This window comes from Rhizobium grahamii CCGE 502, from assembly GCF_000298315.2.
Taxonomy (GTDB): domain Bacteria; phylum Pseudomonadota; class Alphaproteobacteria; order Rhizobiales; family Rhizobiaceae; genus Rhizobium; species Rhizobium grahamii.
The window spans coordinates 100,581-116,604 of sequence record NZ_AEYE02000004.1 but is presented as its reverse complement, the minus strand read 5'-3'; the positions used below and the strand labels follow the sequence as shown (position 1 = coordinate 116,604).

Below are 16,024 nucleotides of genomic sequence, written 5' to 3'. Positions count from 1 at the left end.
ACTTGCGCGAGGATGAAGGGTGAAGCCGGACAAGCTCAACAGCGCTCCGACCACTATTGCAACAGGATCAGCACCTTGCTGGCGGCAGTATTCAGGATCGAGATGGCCTGAACGCCCATTTGCTGCTGCGTCTGCAGCGCCTTCTGAAGGGTCGAGGCTTCGTCCATGTCGGTGTCGACCAGCGCGCCAACGCCCTTGTCGATCAAATCGGACATGTTGGCGGTATAGGAAACACGATCACTGATACGGGCACTCATCGTGCCGAGGCCGGCCGCGGTCGTTGTCAGTTTCGACAGGATGGAATCGACAACCGCCATCATGTCCTTCAATTGCGCCGGCGTCGTGTTGGCGTCGAGCGCTATTTCGGTTCCGCTCGCAGGCGTCGTGGAGCCCGAATCCAGTAGGTAGTAGTTGCGAGCAGTGGTCGTGCCATCGGAATTCAACGTGTTCGCGTCGACCGTCTTCGTGAGAAGACCGCGATTGGCGTCCGTCATATCGATCATGACGGTCTGATCGGCAGGAAAATCAATGGTCTGCGCCTGATATTCACCGCTCGTGCCACGCACGAAACCGCCGATCACCGAGCGCGAGATCGGAAGGTTCGTATCGCGGTTGAGCAGCCAGTTTTCACCGGCAAAATTCGTCGTCTGGACAGTCGTCTGCAACTGTCCCTTCAACTCGGTCAGCGTCGTATTGAGCTTCGTCTTGTCGACGCCGGCCTCCTGCGCTGTCACCAGGGTCTTGCGGATCTCGCCCAACTGGTCGATGAGGCTTTCCATCGACGTATAGGCGGTATCGACCTTCGATGCACCGACGCCGAGCGCGTCGTGAACGTTCTGCAGCGAGCTGCTGTCCGAGCGCATGACGCTTGCAAAAGACCAATAAGTCGCATCGTCGGCAGCCGTTTCGACGCGATAGCCTGACGAAACCTGCTGCTGTGTCGTTGCGACGTCCTTGTTAATGATGCGCAGCGCCGCGAGGGCGTTTACCTGGGCCGAGCTGGTAATTTTGTATGTCATTTTCTGGCTCTGAGTAGGGAAACGGGACAGGCCGGCGACCGGCAGCGACTGACCTGGCGTCATGCCCCCGGCTGGTTTCCCAGGTCCGGTTTGTCGCAAAACAAATCAACTGTTAAGCGAAGTTAACCAAGGCGCTCCACGGGCGCAAGTGCAGCGGCTTCAGCGTCGCAAGCCTCGCGCAATCTTGATTATTGCTTCAAAAACAATGAGAAAGCCGCATCGACGACGCGGCTTTCCTATCTCTTTATGATACTGCTGGACGGCTTAGTTCTTGAACAGCGTCAGAACGTTCTGCGCGCTGGAGTTCGCGATCGACAGTGATTGGATCGCCAGTTGTTGCTGCGTCTGCAGGGCCGTTAGTTTGCTCGATTCCTCTTCCATATCCGCGTCGACGAGGCGTCCAACGCCCGAGTCGATCGAGTCGCTGAGGTCGGAAACGAAGCTTTCCTGCAGGTCGATGCGGGTCGAGATCGAGCCGAGCTGCGAGGCTGCTTTCGTCATTGCGCTCAGGCCGGCTTCGACAGTCGTCAGTGCGAGGTCGATGTCACTAGGGCTGAAGCTGCTGATGTTCATGCTGTAAATGGAACCGACGCTGCCAGAGGAGGTCCCGATGATACCGCTCGAGGTGTTGATCGCACCCGTGGTCGTCATGCCGAAGAGGACGTTACCGCTGGTGCTGTCGTCAAGGACATACTGGGTCGTCTGGACGGAGACCTGACCATTGGCGTTGCGGACAAACGAGGAGACGACGCTCTTCGTCGTATTGCCTGCAACCCAGTTTTCACCCGAGAAGGAGGCAGACTGGGCGATGCTCAGGAGCTGCTGCTGAAGCTGCGCAATCTCATCCTGGATCTTGTTCTTGTCGACGCCCTTTTCGGTCGCCGCAACAATCTTCGCCTTGATCTCGCTAACGACGTCGATGGAGCTGTCCATCGCCGAATAGGCGGTGTCCACCTTTGCTGCGCCGAGGCCGAGCGCGTCGGAAACGGCCGAAAGCGCCTTGTTGTCGGAGCGCATCGTCGTTGCAATCGACCAGTAGGCAGCGTTGTCCTTGGCTTCGGCGACGCGGTAGCCGGACGAAACACGGCTCTGTGTCTCTTCCAGGCTGCCATTGATGCTGCGCAGGGTCTGGAGGGCGGACATTGCCGCGACGTTCGTCAAAATGCTGGTCATGAAATTATCGCCCCTTATTGGCAAATATTGAAAAGGGACATTCCGGTCCGCCACCGGGGAACGGCAATCAGCTTCATGCCCGCTAACCGCTTCTTAAGCTTGGTTAACATACCGTTTCGTTGACGGCAGAAAACATGAGTTTGGTTAACGCGAAGTTAACAAGCATTAAAAAAGCCGCGCTTGGGAAGCGCGGCTTTCGATTGGCGATCTGTCTGCCGAAACGCCCGGAGGCGCTCCTGGTGTTAGTTGCGGAACAGCGAGAGGATGTTCTGCGAAGAGGAGTTCGCGATCGACAGCGACTGTACAGCCAGCTGCTGCTGGGTCTGCAGGGCGCTGAGCTTGGAGGACTCTTCTTCCATGTCGGCGTCAACCAGGCGGCCGATACCGGAGTCGATCGAGTCGCTGAGCGAGGACACGAAGTCGGTCTGGATGTCGACGCGCTTCTGCAGCGAACCGAGCTGCGAGCCGAGCGTGGTCATCGCCTTCAGAGAGAGTTCGACGTCGCTGAGCAGGCTGTCGATCTGGCCCTGGGTCGTCGTCGCGCTGATCGTGAAGGAGTAGATCGAAGCCGTCGTGTAGTTCGTGCCGGTCGAGCCGAGAATGCCGCCCGTCGCGCTGTTGAACAGGGTGTTCGTGGCGTTGAGAACGTAGTCGGTGGTCTTGACGCTGACCGTACCGTTGGTGCCGCGGACGAAGGAGGAAACAACGCTGACGGTACCGCCCGAGTTGTTGACCCAGTTTTCGCCGTTGAACGAAGCCGACTGGGCAACGCTGTAGAGCTGTGCCTGCAGCTGGGTGATTTCGTCCTGCAGCTTCAGCTTGTCGACGCCCTTTTCAGTTGCGGCAACGAGCTTGGCCTTGATTTCGCCGACGAGGTCGATGGCGCTGTCGACAGCGGTGTAAGCCGTGTCGATCTTCGCAGCACCCATGCCGAGGGCGTCGGAAACGGCCGAAAGGGCCTTGTTGTCCGACTTCATCGTGGTGGCGATCGACCAGTAAGCAGCGTTGTCGGAAGCCTTGCCGACGCGCAGGCCAGACGAAACGGCGCCCTGCGTCTTCGACAGGCCGCTGTTGACATCGCGCAGCGTCTGGAGAGCGGCCATTGCGGAATTGTTGGTCAGAATGCTGGTCATTTTAATTTGCCCCTTTGGCATAATTGATAGGAAGGGACATTCCGGACTACCGGGAACGACGGTCAGCCTCATGCCTGTTGACCGCTCTCTGTGCGCAGTCAACTCGCCGTTTCGATAGGCACATAAAACCCTATCATGGTTAAGAAACTCTGAACCGAAAAATTAAAAATATCTAAAAAAATCTGATGCTTAGCGGCGCCGCATTAACCGGAAATTAAAACATTTACGGCCGGAGCAAGCCCCGGCCGTAAAACTTTTCCCTGATACTGCGCGAAGCTGTTATCAGCCGCGGAACAGCGAGAGGATGTTCTGCGAAGAGGAGTTCGCGATCGACAGCGACTGGATCGCCAGCTGCTGCTGGGTCTGCAGGGCGCTGAGCTTGGAGGACTCTTCTTCCATGTCGGCGTCAACCAGGCGGCCGATACCGGAGTCGATCGAGTCGCTGAGCGAGGAGACGAAATCGGACTGGATGTCGACGCGCTTCTGCAGCGAACCGAGCTGCGAGCCGAGCGTGGTCATCGACTTCAGAGCGCTTTCAACGTCGCTGAGCAGGCTGTCGATCTGGCCCTGGGTCGTCGTCGAGCTGATCGTGAAGGAGTAGATCGAAGCCGTCGTGTAGTTCGTGCCGGTCGAGCCGAGAATGCCGCCCGTCGCGCTGTTGAACAGGGTGTTCGTGGCGCTGAGAACGTAGTCGGTGGTCTTGATGCTGACCGTACCGTTGGTGCCGCGGACGAAGGAGGAAACAACGCTGACGGTGCCGCCCGAGTTGTTGACCCAGTTTTCGCCGTTGAACGAAGCCGACTGGGCAACGCTGTAGAGCTGTGCCTGCAGCTGCGAGATTTCGTCCTGAACCTTCGCCTTGTCGACGCCCTTTTCAGTTGCGGCAACGAGCTTGGCCTTGATTTCGCCAACGATATCGATGGCGCTGTCAACAGCGGTGTAAGCCGTGTCGATCTTTGCAGCACCCATGCCGAGGGCGTCGGAAACAGCCGAAAGGGCCTTGTTGTCCGACTTCATCGTGGTGGCGATCGACCAGTAAGCAGCGTTGTCGGAAGCCTTGCCGACGCGCAGGCCAGACGAAACTGCCGCCTGCGTCTCGTTCAAGCCTTTGTTGACGTTGCGCAGCGTCTGGAGTGCCGCCATTGCGGAATTGTTGGTGTTAATGCTTGTCATAAGTCTGTCCCCAAAAACAAAATACAAAAGGAGGACATACCGGACTTCTATACCGGCGATGACGGACCAGCTTCATGCCACTCGGTGCCATTTTGTTGAGCAACCAAACCCGTCATGTCCATGTGAATTTCGCAGCCATTGATTGCCAAGCAGTTAAGATCATTAGGAAACCGCCGCCGACACCTGCAGTGGTTAATGATGGCTGAAGAGATCGCCTCGCCCCGCTGCAACACCGGCTTCATGCAAGCTTCAAATGCTTAGAATGAGACAGCTAGGACCGTGCCCATATGCTCGTGGTCTGGCGCGTCGACGAAATCCCGGCATGGAGTGGGTCTTGAACAGTAGCATTTCATTCGCAGCGGCCTCCAAGGATTACCAGAAGGGCCTCTATCTCAAGTCGCTTGAGGTGCTGAACCAACTCGTCGACACGCAGAAGGACGTCAAGACCTACGTGCTTCTCGCCAAAAACCTTATAAAGCTTGGCTTCAAGGCCGAAGCCGCCGCCGCCTATTCGCTCGCCGGGAAGCTCGATGGTCAGGCGGAGTCGATCTACACACGCGAAGCAGCAATCCTGTATTTGCAGAGCGGCGACGAACAGGAGGCGCTGGCGCATGCCTTGCGCGTGATGAAGTTGGCGCAAAACGACGCCGATCTCGCCTATGTCCTCGTCTCGATCTACATCAAGCAGGGACGGCTTGATCTCATCAGCCCTTTCAGGCGGGTTATCTCGGAAAGCTCCAATCCGGAACACATCGCGCTCGCGGTTCACGCGTTGACCGACCACATTCTGGATCCGACGAACGAGGCCCTCGTAGCGAACCTCTTCAAGCGATTTCCTGAGATGCCGGCGCTCCGCCTGCTCAATCTCGTCTTTGCGCGGGAGACCTGCGACTACGGCCGCGTCGCCAGCCTTTTTGGTCCGATCGCCGACATGATCGCGAAGCGCGATCTCGAGTTTCTGCGAAAGGACAACCCCTTCTATAATCTGCATTGGTGCGGAGACGAGGCGCTGAACGGCATCGTCTCGCTCAACCCCCTCCTGTCATTGCCGGAACTCGCGGCAAAGCGGCGGTTGCTGCCTCACAACTGGGGAGAGAAGATCCGGATCGGCTATCTCTCGTCAGACTTCTGGAGCGACCATGCGACGATGAAGCTGCTCCAGCGTGTGCTCGAGCTGCATGACCGCAACCGCTTTGAGATCACCCTTTTCTGCCACTCCGGAGAAGCGTATCTGGCAGCGAACAAGGCCGACCGATCCGCCTGGGGCAACATCTGCCTGATCCGCGATCTGACCAACGCTGAGGTCGCCGAAAAAATCCGAGAGCTGGAAATCGACATTCTTGTCGATCTCAAGGGTCATACCACCGACGGGCGGCCGGATATCCTTAACCAGAGTGTCGCGCCGATCCACGTATCCTGGCTGGGCTTTCCCGGCAGCACGGTCAACATCGACCTCGATTACATCGTCGGCGATCACGTCGTCCTGCCCGATCGCGCCAAGCCTCACTATCACGAGAAATTCGTTAGGATGCCCGAGAGCTACCAGCCGAACGATCCGATGAACCGCCCGAAGCCGACGCCTACCACGCGCGCGGCGGTCGGACTGCCGGACGATGCATTCGTGTTCGCGTCATTCAACGGCAATCGCAAGATTACGGCCGAGACGCTCGATATCTGGTGCAACATCCTCCGGCGCGCGCCGAACAGCGTCCTCTGGCTGATGCTCTCGTCAGTTCGCGCCGAAACGAATATCCGGAACTACGCGAACAAGCGCGGGATCACTGCGGATCGCATCATCTTCTGCCCGCGCGTCACCTATCAAAAGCATATCGACCGACAGCAATGCGCCGATCTGGGCCTCGACACCTTCCCGGTCAACGGTCACACGACAACGTCGGAGCAGCTCTGGGGCGGTTTGCCGGTACTGACCGTCAAGGGTACCAACTTCGCGTCGCGCGTCAGCGAGAGCTTGCTGAATGCCATCGGCTTGCCGGACCTCGTGGCCACCGATACGCAGGCTTATGAGGATATGGCCGTGGAGATGGCGCTCGATACGCAACGCGTCGTCGCCTACAAGGCGCGCCTCAAGCAAAACGCCGGCATCATGCCGCTCTTCGATGCGGATCGCTTCCGGCAGCATCTCGAGAAGGCTTACGAAATGATGGTCGACCGCGCCAAGCGCGGCTTGGAGCCGGATCATCTCGACGTCCCGGCGCTGCCGCCGCGGACAACGCCTTTCATCACCACCGTGTGAGCCAACCCGACAAACAGAAAACCCGCCGCGTCTCCGCGGCGGGTTTTCCGTTTCGTGGTATTTTGCTCGCAGGTTGCGCCGTGAGCCTAGTGGAACGAGCGGACCAGGCTTCCGACCAGGAGATTCCAGCCGTCGATCAGCACGAAGAAGAGGATCTTGAACGGCAGCGAAATCGATGTCGGCGGCAGCATCATCATGCCCATCGCCATGGTGATGGTGGCAACGATCAGGTCGATGACCAGGAATGGGAGAACAACCAGAAAGCCGATCTCGAAACCGCGCCGGATCTCCGAGATCATGAAAGCGGGAATGAGGACGCGGTAGTCGATCTTCTCACCGGTCTCGACGCTCTGGCCGCGCTCCCGCGCCAAATCGACGAAAAGCGCCAGATCCTTGTCGCGCGTGTTGTTTGTCATGAAGGTGCGGAAGGGTTCCGCGATGCGCGTGATGGCCTGCTGCTCGTCGATCTGGTTCGACAGGAGCGGTTGAACGCCCGTCTGCCATGCCTGGTCGAAGGTCGGCTGCATGACATAGAAGGTCATGAACAGCGCCAGCGACAGCAAGATCATATTCGAAGGAGTGGAGGACAGGCCCATTCCCGACCGAAGGATCGAGAAGGCGATGACGAAGCGCGGGAAGCTCGTCACCATGATCAGGATGCCCGGCGCGACCGAAAGGACGGTCAGCAGGCCGAATGTTCTGATGATCCATGCCGCGACAGAACCGTCGACCGGCAAGTTCAACAGGTTTGTCGGGAGCTGCTGCGCATGCGCCAGCTCCGGTGCCGCCATCATGGCAGCGAACAGCAATAGGAATCGAATCATTCGACGACGAAGGTCCTGAACATGACCTTCGATACGCGGCCTTGCGCGCGAAGGTCAACACGCTCCTGGATGTCATCCTTAAGATATTCGAAGCCTCGCGGCCCTTCGATCTGCTGCAGCGAAACCGTACGGACGTAGGCGAGAATATCTTGATGGATATCCTCTGCGAGTTTCACGTCGGGCGGGCCGGAAAACAGCAGTGCGACTTCCAGACGAACCCAGTTCTCCGAGGGATAGGCGAGGTTCGACGTGATCGGCTCAAGCTGAACGACGTTGTTGGCTTCCGTGGAAATGTGAGGCAGTCCCGCCTCGCCTTCCTTCTTTTGCGCGGCCTCGTCCTTGGCCACCTTTGCTTGCTCCGCCTGCTCGGCACCCTTGATGTTGGGTGCGACCATGGCACCAACCACCCATCCGCCGCCGGCGCCGAGCAGCGTCAGGATCGCGAGCCCGGCGATGGTCATGATTGCGGCCGATTTCTTCTTCGGCTGGCCTTCGGCGGCTTCTGTCTCTGCCATGATGTTCTGCCTCAGAGCGGCGAGAAGAGATCGACGGCCTGCTGGCCGCGCGGCGGCTGCTGCACTTCCATCAGGCGGCCGCGACCGCCGTAAGAGATGCGGGCCTCAGCAATCTTCTCGTAGGAAATCAGGTTGTCGGCGTCGACGTCCTGTGGACGGACGATACCGGCGACGTTGAGAATGCGGATCTCCTGGTTGACGCGAACCTCCTGGGAGCCGCTGATCACCAGATTGCCGTTCTCGAGAATGCCGGTGACCACCGCGGCGACCAGAAGCTTCAGCGTTTCGGAGCGGTCGATCTTACCCTTGCCGTCGGTGCTGGTGTCGGAGCCGTAGGTCAGGTCGGTCTTCGAGGACGGATTCCAACCCATGACGTTGGCGTTGACGTCCCAGTTCATGGCGCTCGAATTGGTTCGGCTGCGGCTGGTGTCGTTCTCGAATTTCGCCTTATCGTTGATCTTGATATCGACGGTCAGGATATCGCCGACATTGAGAGCGCGGGCATCCTTGAAGAGGGCGGCCTGCGAGTCGCTCCAGAGCGAGTAGCCCTGCGCCACCTGGCGCGGCTGCTTCGGATAGAGCGCCATCTGGGGCGTCTGGCCATAGGCGAGACCGCTGCCGATCGGGCTCATGGCCGGGGCGCGACCGATCTCATTGACAGCCTGCGGTGATGCGCAGCCTGCAAGGAGGGCGACAGCGGCGATCGCGGCCGGGAAACGCTTGTTCATGAGGGGTCCTTCGACGTATTTGGATCGGACGCGCTGGCGATGATGTTGGCGATGACCGCAGCCTTCTGCGGATCCATCTCGTTGAGGATCAGGCTCGACTGGGTCGGGTTCAGCCGCATGATGACCGCCGCTGCCACCTCGATCTTGACCTCTTGCAGCTGCGATGCGGCTGCGTCCGGCTTCATTTTCTTATAGATATCGGTGAGGCCCGCTTCGGCCTGCTTGAGGAAGACATCACGGCGCTTCAGCCAGTCCTGATATTCCTCTTTGCGCTTGTTCATCTCGGCAATGCGCGAATCGACGTCGGCGCGGAGCTTCTCGAGTTCCTGCTTCTGCAGCAGGTAGCGTTGGTCGCGGGCGGGATCGGCAATGTTCGTGCAGAACTGCTTGATCTCTTCCTGCGAGGTCATCTCACCCTTCGGCGCCGGCTGCTCCTGTGCGAAGGCCCCGGGAATGGACAGCGCCACGACGGCCATGGTCGGCAGGGCAAGCCGCTGAAGCAGATCGGACAAGGCCATGTTCTTCATCATTGCAGGACGAGCTCCGCTTGCAGCGCGCCGGCTGATTTGATGCCCTGGAGGATGGCAATGATGCCATCCGGCTTGACGCCGATGTTGTTGAGACCCGCCACCAGTGTCCTGAGGTCAGGCCCGTCCAGCAGCGCCACCTTGCCGCCGGTCTTCTGCGCTGCGATATCGGTCTGCGGCTGTACCGCGGTCACGCCACGCGAGAATGGCTCGGGCTGAATGATCTGTGGCGTTTCGGTCACCTGGACGGTCAGAGTACCATAGCTGACGGCGACCGGCGATACGCGCACGTCCGCACCGATAACGATCGTTCCGGTCCGCTCGTTCACGACGACCTTGGCCGGGGTATCCGTTTCGACGACGAGATTCTCCAGATCGGCCATCAGACGTGTCAGATCCGCCGTTCTCGGCTTCTGGACGATGACCTCCTGCGCATCCTTGGCCTCGGCTACCGGGCCGCCGAAACGAGCGGAAGCGTAGCCGTTGACGACATCGGCGATGCGGATGGCCGTCGAGAAGTCGGGGTTGCGCAGCTGCAGAACGAGATTGACGGAATCCTTGAAGCGCGAGGGCAGCTCGCGTTCGATGATGGCGCCGCCCGGCACACGACCGGCGGTCGTCACGCCCTCGGTTATCGTTGCGGCCTGGCCCTGGGCGTTAAAGCCCGAGACAACGACGGAGCCCTGCGCGACCGCGTAGATCTGGCCGTCTGCGCCCGAGAGCGATGTCATGATCAGCGTGCCGCCGCGTAGCGAGGTCGCATCACCAAGCGAACTGACGTTCACATCGATGCGGCTGCCGGGGCTGGCAAAAGGCGGCAGATTGGCCGTGACCATCACAGCCGCCGTGTTCTTGGCGTTGGACTGACTGCTCTGCGTGGAGATGCCAAGATTCTGCAGCATCGCGCGCATCGACTGCTCGGTAAACGGCGAGGCACGGAAGCCGTCGCCCGTCCCTTGGAGGCCGACGATCAAGCCATAGCCGATCAGCTGGTTGTCACGTCCTGCCTGCAAGGAGGCGATGTCCTTGATGCGCGAATTCATCGCCGCAGCGGGCGTGACCGCGACGACGTTCGGAGACAAAAACGCGAGAGCGACGAAAAGGCGGAAAAACTTCTTCATTTTGCGGCCACGTGTATGGTGCCGTCGGCGAGCACGGTGCCGCTGACAATCACGCCGGAATCCATGTTGCGAACGCGGATGAGCTGCCCCGTCATGCCGTCTTCAAGCGGTGAGCCTGCTGCGGAGATCGTCATCGGGCCAAGCGTGAAGATCAACCGGATCGACGAGCCGCGTGCCACGGTAAAGGGCTCGCGCAGTGCCGAGACCGAGATGGTGCGTCCCGGCAAAAGCGTGCGCTTCGAGATCATCCCTTCCACCTGGCGGATCGACTTTGCATAGTCTCCCGTCAGGTTCGGGTTGGTCACTTCCACTTCCTGGAGCTGGGCGCCGGACACGGTTTCGCCGGGGTAGATCGTCGTTGTCGGAACGACCGCAAAGCCCATCCCGGCGGCAAATGCTGCCTGCGGTGCGGCAAATGCGGTGATCGCAACGACGGCGGCTGCCGCCCATCCGAGGATGCCTTTGACCCGGCAAAACATCATGTTTCGGCCCTTCCCTGCTACTTCAGGTTTTTGCTGACGATGGAGGCCATTTCGTCGGCGGTGGTGATGACCTTGGAGTTCATTTCATAGGCACGCTGCGCCGAGATCAGTTCGGTGATTTCCTTCACTGGATCGACGTTCGAGGACTCGAGGTAGCCCTGCTTCATGTAGCCGAAGCCCTCTTCGTCGGGCGTGCCGACGACGGGATCACCTGAGGCCGGCGTCTGCTGGAAGAGGTTGTCGCCGAGCGGCTGAAGGCCGGCTTCGTTGACGAAGTCGGCGATCTGCAGCTGGCCGAGCACGGTCGGATCGGTATTGCCCGGCAGCTTCGCTGAGACTTCGCCCGAGCGGCTGATCGTGACCTGCGTCGAGCCTTGTGGGATCGTGATGTTCGGAGCCACGAGATAGCCGTCGACAGTGACGATCTGGCCTGTCTCGTTCTTGTTGAAGGCGCCGGCGCGGGTATAGAGCGTGGTGCCATCCGGCGCCTGGATCTGGAAGAAGCCGCGACCGATCATCGCCACATCGAGATCGTTGCCGGTCTGCGAGAGTTCGCCCTGAATGTGCAGGTTGCGGACAGCGGACGTCTGGACGCCGAGACCGATGTTCGCACCTTCCGGCACGATCGCCTGGTTTGCGCGGTTGGAAACGCCCTTGGCGCGCTCGGTCTGATACAGCAGGTCGGTAAATTCAGCGCGAGCCCGCTTGTAGCCGGTCGTATTGATGTTCGCGATGTTGTTGGCGATGACTTCGAGATTGGTCTGCTGGGCATCCATACCCGTCGCAGCAATGGCAAGCGCTCTCATGGCTTCGTCCTTAAATCAATTACATCTGCATCCGGGTGACGTCGAGAAAGGCAGAAACGACCTTGTCGCGAATAGCGATTGCAGTCTGCAGCGTCTGCTGCGCCTGCATGACGGCATCGACGACTTCGCGTGTGGTGGCCGTGCCCTTGATGCCGGCAAAAGACATGCTTTCCGCATTCTTCAGGGTGTTCACTGCCCCAGTCGCAACATTGCTGAGAACCGCACCGAAGCCGCCGTCGTTTGCTGCGCTTTCTGCAGCTGAGGAAGCCGTCGAGCTGTCCTGTTCGATAGCGGCGAGGCCGCGGGTCATTGAGAGGGAGCTGACGCTATTGACGTTGTTGATCATTATTGGCTCTTCAGTAGATCGATCGTTGCCGAGATCAGGTCGCGGGATTGCTTGATGGTCTGCAGATTGGCGTCATAGGAGCGGTTGGCTTCCCGCATGTCGGCCATCTCGACCAGCATGTTGACGTTGGGGAGCTTGACGATGCCCTTCTCGTCCGCCGCAGGATTGCTCGGGTCGTATTCGGTGATGAACTTCGATTCATCCTCGCCGAGCTTCTTGACGTTGACCGTGGTGACACCGTTGGCGCGATCCACGGCTTCCCCGAATGTGACCGTCTTGCGACGGTAGGGATCGGCGCCGGGCGTATCACCCGTCGAGCGGGCGTTGGCAATGTTTTCGGACACGATGCGCAGGCGCGTCGATTGCGCCTCGAGCCCCGATCCTGCGATTTTGAGTGCTGCCGACAAAGGGTCCATGATCTTAGCTCTTCACCGTCATCAGCATCAGCCGGTTGAACGAGCTCACCAGCGAGGTGTTCAAATCGTATTGACGCTTGATTTCACCAGACTTGGAAAGTTCCTCGGCGAGACCGACCGTGTTGCCGGACTCCTGGACACCGATCTCCTGATCGAGACTCGCATCCTTGACGTCGATGTCGCTCTTCGTGCCCAGATCATTGCCGGTGAGGTGCGCAGCATTGGTGCGCGCCATCGTAACGTCCGACTTGTCGAGGGCGGCCTGGAAGGGCGTGATGTCCTTGGCGCGATACTTCGGCGTGTTCGCGTTCGCGATGTTGCCGGCAACAACCTCCTGACGGATCGTCAGCCATTCGGCCTGCCGCGAGGCCAAGTCGAAAAGTTGAATCGGTTGCATGGGAACTCTCCGTTTTTACTGATGCGAACCTAGGGCGGTAATCTTGCGTCAGACTTACGGGGAATGCGGTCCGGCAATCCGGGAGCTTTTTGGCCACTGCCTCCACAACGCGAAGAAGGCTCCAACCATCGGTGGAGCCTTCCGTTGATTCGCTGCCTCGTGGGCGGTGCTCAATTATGCTGATAGACATCGCCCTTGGAGGTGATGATGACCCATTTGCCATCACGCTCCTCCAACGTCGCCAGCCGGCTCTCGTCCGGCAGAATCGAGCCGACACGCACGACATACATGCCGGACGGGTCTTCGATCAGCGCGCGGCCGTTTGCCACGTGGAGAAGTCGAAAACCGGACTTGCTGGGAAACGGCTGGTCTTCGGCCGGCGGACCCTTGTCATCCTCCTTGCCGATGTTGGAGACCGTCGCGGTCGTCAGCGGATCGACCGGAATTTCGGGCTTCTTCTCGTATTGGTTTTTGTTGGCCATCGCCAGCGGCGAGACGCTGAAGACGTTTCGCGCCGGCCAGTCCGGGAGATCGCGCGTGCGGTCGCCCTGCGCGACGTTGATGCCGAACTTGTCCTCGTTGAAGAAGACGTACCATGGGAAAAACGCGGACGCTCCAGCCAATGCCAGGCCGGCAATCGTCAAGGCGCGGTCAAGGAAGATGGTCTTGCGCCGCAAGGGCTTCAGGGGAGCGATCTTCTCATCGTCATCGAAATCGGTCACGTCGCGCCTCTCTACCTGCGGATATTCGGCTGGCCGCCGATGCCGGCCGCCGCTTTCAGGGCCCCAGCCAGATCGGCAAAGGCATCCTGCGAATCGACATCGCCCGGCGACTGTTTCAAAACATCGTAAATAATGGGTACCTGCTTGACCGCCATGTCGAGATCAGGATCGGCGCCCTGCCGATAGCCGCCGATCAGGCGGAGGTCGCGGGTTTCCTCGAACCGATGGATGAGCGTCTTCAGACGCGACACGAGCTTTTCCTGGTCCGGGGTCCAGGCCTTGCGCGCGAGGCGCGAGATCGAGGCCAGCGGATCGATTGGCGGGTAGCGTCCCTCCTCCGCCAGGCTGCGCTGCAGAACGATATGTCCGTCCAGGATACCGCGGGTCGAGTCGGCGATCGGGTCGTTGTGGTTGTCGCCATCGACGAGGATCGAGATGATCGCGGTGATCGTCCCCGTGCCTTCCGGGCCGGGACCTGCGCGCTCCAGCAGACGTGGCAACTCGGTGAAAACAGAAGCGGGGTAGCCGCGCGCGATCGGCGGTTCGCCGGATGCGGTAGCAACCTCGCGGATGGCGTGGGCAAATCGGGTGACGCTATCGACGATCAAGAGCACATCGTCGCCCTGATCGCGGAAGTGTTCGGCGATGGTGACGGCGGTCAGCGGCGCCATCTTGCGCAGCATCGGGCTCTCGTCGCTCGTTGCAACGACGGCAATCGCCTTCCTCATGTTGGTGCCGAGCGTATCCTCGATGAACTCGCGTACTTCGCGGCCACGTTCGCCAACAAGGGCAATGACAACCTTGTCGAAGGCGTCGGCGCGCGCCAACATGGACAGCAGCGTCGATTTACCGACGCCTGAACCGGCGAAAATGCCGAGACGCTGGCCGAGGCAGAGCGGCGAGAAAATGTCGATGGCGCGAACGCCTGTCTTGAAGCCTTTCTCGACGCGCTTTCGCGTCATCGACGGCGGCGCGGTGTTGGAAATGGAGCGGCGACCGAGGCCTTCGACGATGGGGCCTAGCCCATCGATCGGCTCGCACAGCGAATTGATCGTGCGCCCGCACCAACTGTCATCAGGCGAAATGCGAAAGGCACCCTTGCGGATGACCGTATCATGGATGCCGATCGGCTCGCCCGGCTCGATCGGGCAGACATAGGTCAGTTCCGGCTCGACGCGGACGACCTCGCCCAAGTGAATGCCGGTGGACGATTTGTGTGCTACGAACTCGCCGAGCCGCACATGGCGCGACAGCCCGGTGACCGTGTAGTGGCCGGCCGCGATCGTCTGGACATGGCCGCCAGCGGCGACCGAAAACTCGGGATTCGAGTAGCGCGACACGAGCCCGGCAAGATGCGCGAGCTTCGGTGAGAGATCGGCTTCGGTAAGCGGTGTATTACCCATGCGTCAGACCTCGACTAGCGGCTGCCGCCGAGCGTCTTGATCGCTTCGCTGAACGACGCCTCGCTGTCCTTCGAAAGCGACGTCATGCTCTCGAAGGCGCGATTGACTTCGATCAGTTGCGTGATTTCGCGCATGGCGTTGACGTTGGAGTTTTCCAGGTAGCCCTGCTGGACGCCGACATTGAAGCGATCGGTGACGGCGCGCGGCTGCTCCGTCGTCATGATGCCGCTGTTTTCATAGCGCAGGTAGCCCTTGCTGATATCGGCCTCGAAGAGACCCAGCGAACCGACCTGCTTGCCGTCCTGGTAGATCAGTCCATCGGCGCCGACCTTTGGCTCGCCGGCGGCCGTGTTGAGCGTCACCGGCGCACCGCCGGCATCAAGAACCGGATAGCCGCGGACCGACACGAGTTCGCCGTTATCCTTCATGGTGAAGCGGCCGTCCTTGGTCAGAACCTTACCTGCCGGCGTGTCAACAGAGAACCAGGCGTCGCCCTTGATCGCGAAGTCCAGCATGTTTCCGGTGTGCTCGAGCTCGCCGCTATCGCCCGAGAGATAATCGTTGCCTTGTGACACATAGGCGATCTTGGCATTGATCTTGTTGCCTGTCTCGCCAAGCATCTCGTCGAACTTCACCTCCGTCGCGCGAAAGCCGGTCGTGTTCACGTTCGCCATGTTGTCGGCGATGGTTGTGAGGCGACGTTCGAGTGCGATCTGCGACGACAAAGAAACATAAAGACCGGATTGCATCCCGATAGGCTCCTGCATTGGCGATGAACGGTACGAAATCCGGGTGTTTGCAGTCGGTTCGACCACGGATCTCGCTGAGGCGGCATCTCAGAAACGGGCACGGATGCCCATTCGTCACCGACAAGCTGACAGCAAATCCTTGCGCGAAGCTGGCATGCAAAAGCTTGATTTGCAGGGGCATTCATCAGCCTCACGCAAGCCAGCAGCCCTATCCCTTGGGTTGAAAATAACGATCA

General features: G+C 59.8%; 18 protein-coding genes. 1 reads left to right on the top strand and 17 read right to left on the bottom strand.

Annotated elements, in window-relative coordinates:
- Window positions 1-53 precede the first annotated feature (53 nt).
- The 4 genes from RGCCGE502_RS03430 to RGCCGE502_RS03415 form a co-directional block, all read right to left on the bottom strand.
- Window positions 54-1,019, bottom strand: a complete 966-nt coding sequence (locus RGCCGE502_RS03430) for a flagellin N-terminal helical domain-containing protein (RefSeq protein ID WP_040673932.1) — start codon at window positions 1,017-1,019, stop codon at window positions 54-56.
- A 264-nt stretch (window positions 1,020-1,283) separates the two neighbouring features.
- Window positions 1,284-2,192: a flagellin N-terminal helical domain-containing protein gene (locus RGCCGE502_RS03425; RefSeq protein ID WP_016552770.1), complete on the bottom strand. Its 909-nt coding sequence runs from the start codon at window positions 2,190-2,192 to the stop codon at window positions 1,284-1,286.
- 242 nt (window positions 2,193-2,434) lie between these two features.
- Window positions 2,435-3,325, bottom strand: a complete 891-nt coding sequence (locus RGCCGE502_RS03420; protein WP_016552769.1) for a flagellin N-terminal helical domain-containing protein — start codon at window positions 3,323-3,325, stop codon at window positions 2,435-2,437.
- Between the two features lie 282 nt (window positions 3,326-3,607).
- The gene (locus RGCCGE502_RS03415) at window positions 3,608-4,498 is read right to left on the bottom strand and encodes a flagellin N-terminal helical domain-containing protein (RefSeq protein ID WP_016552768.1); all 891 of its coding nucleotides are present in this window, start codon (window positions 4,496-4,498) and stop codon (window positions 3,608-3,610) included.
- Window positions 4,499-4,820: 322 nt separating this feature from the next.
- On the opposite strand from RGCCGE502_RS03415, the gene RGCCGE502_RS03410 reads away from it, so the two are divergent.
- Window positions 4,821-6,752: a tetratricopeptide repeat protein gene (locus RGCCGE502_RS03410; RefSeq protein WP_016552767.1), complete on the top strand. Its 1,932-nt coding sequence runs from the start codon at window positions 4,821-4,823 to the stop codon at window positions 6,750-6,752.
- A gap of 86 nt (window positions 6,753-6,838) precedes the next feature.
- Here the strand turns inward: RGCCGE502_RS03410 and fliP are convergent, their stop codons facing one another.
- The 13 genes from fliP to flgF form a co-directional block, all read right to left on the bottom strand.
- A complete protein-coding gene (gene fliP / locus RGCCGE502_RS03405) occupies window positions 6,839-7,576 on the bottom strand; it encodes a flagellar type III secretion system pore protein FliP (RefSeq protein WP_016552766.1) in 738 nt (245 codons plus the stop codon).
- Window positions 7,573-8,091: a flagellar basal body-associated FliL family protein gene (locus RGCCGE502_RS03400; protein WP_016552765.1), complete on the bottom strand. Its 519-nt coding sequence runs from the start codon at window positions 8,089-8,091 to the stop codon at window positions 7,573-7,575. The genes fliP and RGCCGE502_RS03400 overlap by 4 nt, the downstream gene beginning before the upstream one ends.
- An 11-nt stretch (window positions 8,092-8,102) precedes the next feature.
- Window positions 8,103-8,819, bottom strand: coding sequence for a flagellar basal body L-ring protein FlgH (gene flgH / locus RGCCGE502_RS03395; protein ID WP_016552764.1), 717 nt, complete (start codon window positions 8,817-8,819; stop codon window positions 8,103-8,105).
- Window positions 8,816-9,349, bottom strand: coding sequence for a MotE family protein (locus tag RGCCGE502_RS03390; RefSeq protein WP_016552763.1), 534 nt, complete (start codon window positions 9,347-9,349; stop codon window positions 8,816-8,818). Before RGCCGE502_RS03390 ends, flgH begins: the two co-directional genes overlap by 4 nt.
- Window positions 9,346-10,467 carry a flagellar basal body P-ring protein FlgI gene (locus RGCCGE502_RS03385; protein WP_016552762.1) on the bottom strand — a complete coding sequence of 374 codons (1,122 nt, stop codon included), beginning with the start codon at window positions 10,465-10,467 and terminating at the stop codon, window positions 9,346-9,348. The genes RGCCGE502_RS03390 and RGCCGE502_RS03385 overlap by 4 nt, the downstream gene beginning before the upstream one ends.
- Window positions 10,464-10,949 (bottom strand): flagellar basal body P-ring formation chaperone FlgA, encoded by a 486-nt coding sequence (gene flgA / locus RGCCGE502_RS03380; protein WP_016552761.1) that lies wholly within the window; start codon window positions 10,947-10,949, stop codon window positions 10,464-10,466. The genes RGCCGE502_RS03385 and flgA overlap by 4 nt, the downstream gene beginning before the upstream one ends.
- A gap of 17 nt (window positions 10,950-10,966) precedes the next feature.
- Entirely contained in the window at window positions 10,967-11,755 is a 789-nt protein-coding gene (gene flgG / locus RGCCGE502_RS03375) for a flagellar basal-body rod protein FlgG (protein ID WP_016552760.1), read from the bottom strand.
- Window positions 11,756-11,774: 19 nt separating this feature from the next.
- Window positions 11,775-12,101: a flagellar hook-basal body complex protein FliE gene (fliE, locus tag RGCCGE502_RS03370; RefSeq protein ID WP_016552759.1), complete on the bottom strand. Its 327-nt coding sequence runs from the start codon at window positions 12,099-12,101 to the stop codon at window positions 11,775-11,777.
- A complete protein-coding gene (gene flgC / locus RGCCGE502_RS03365) occupies window positions 12,101-12,517 on the bottom strand; it encodes a flagellar basal body rod protein FlgC (RefSeq protein ID WP_016552758.1) in 417 nt (138 codons plus the stop codon). Before flgC ends, fliE begins: the two co-directional genes overlap by 1 nt.
- A 4-nt stretch (window positions 12,518-12,521) precedes the next feature.
- On the bottom strand, window positions 12,522-12,914 hold the full coding sequence (gene flgB, locus RGCCGE502_RS03360) for a flagellar basal body rod protein FlgB (protein WP_016552757.1): 393 nt from the start codon (window positions 12,912-12,914) through the stop codon (window positions 12,522-12,524).
- A 170-nt stretch (window positions 12,915-13,084) separates the two neighbouring features.
- A complete protein-coding gene (locus RGCCGE502_RS03355; RefSeq protein WP_016552756.1) occupies window positions 13,085-13,636 on the bottom strand; it encodes a hypothetical protein in 552 nt (183 codons plus the stop codon).
- A gap of 11 nt (window positions 13,637-13,647) precedes the next feature.
- Entirely contained in the window at window positions 13,648-15,039 is a 1,392-nt protein-coding gene (gene fliI, locus RGCCGE502_RS03350) for a flagellar protein export ATPase FliI (RefSeq protein ID WP_016552755.1), read from the bottom strand.
- Window positions 15,040-15,053: 14 nt separating this feature from the next.
- Window positions 15,054-15,788, bottom strand: coding sequence for a flagellar basal-body rod protein FlgF (gene flgF / locus RGCCGE502_RS03345; protein WP_016552754.1), 735 nt, complete (start codon window positions 15,786-15,788; stop codon window positions 15,054-15,056).
- Window positions 15,789-16,024: the final 236 nt, after the last annotated feature.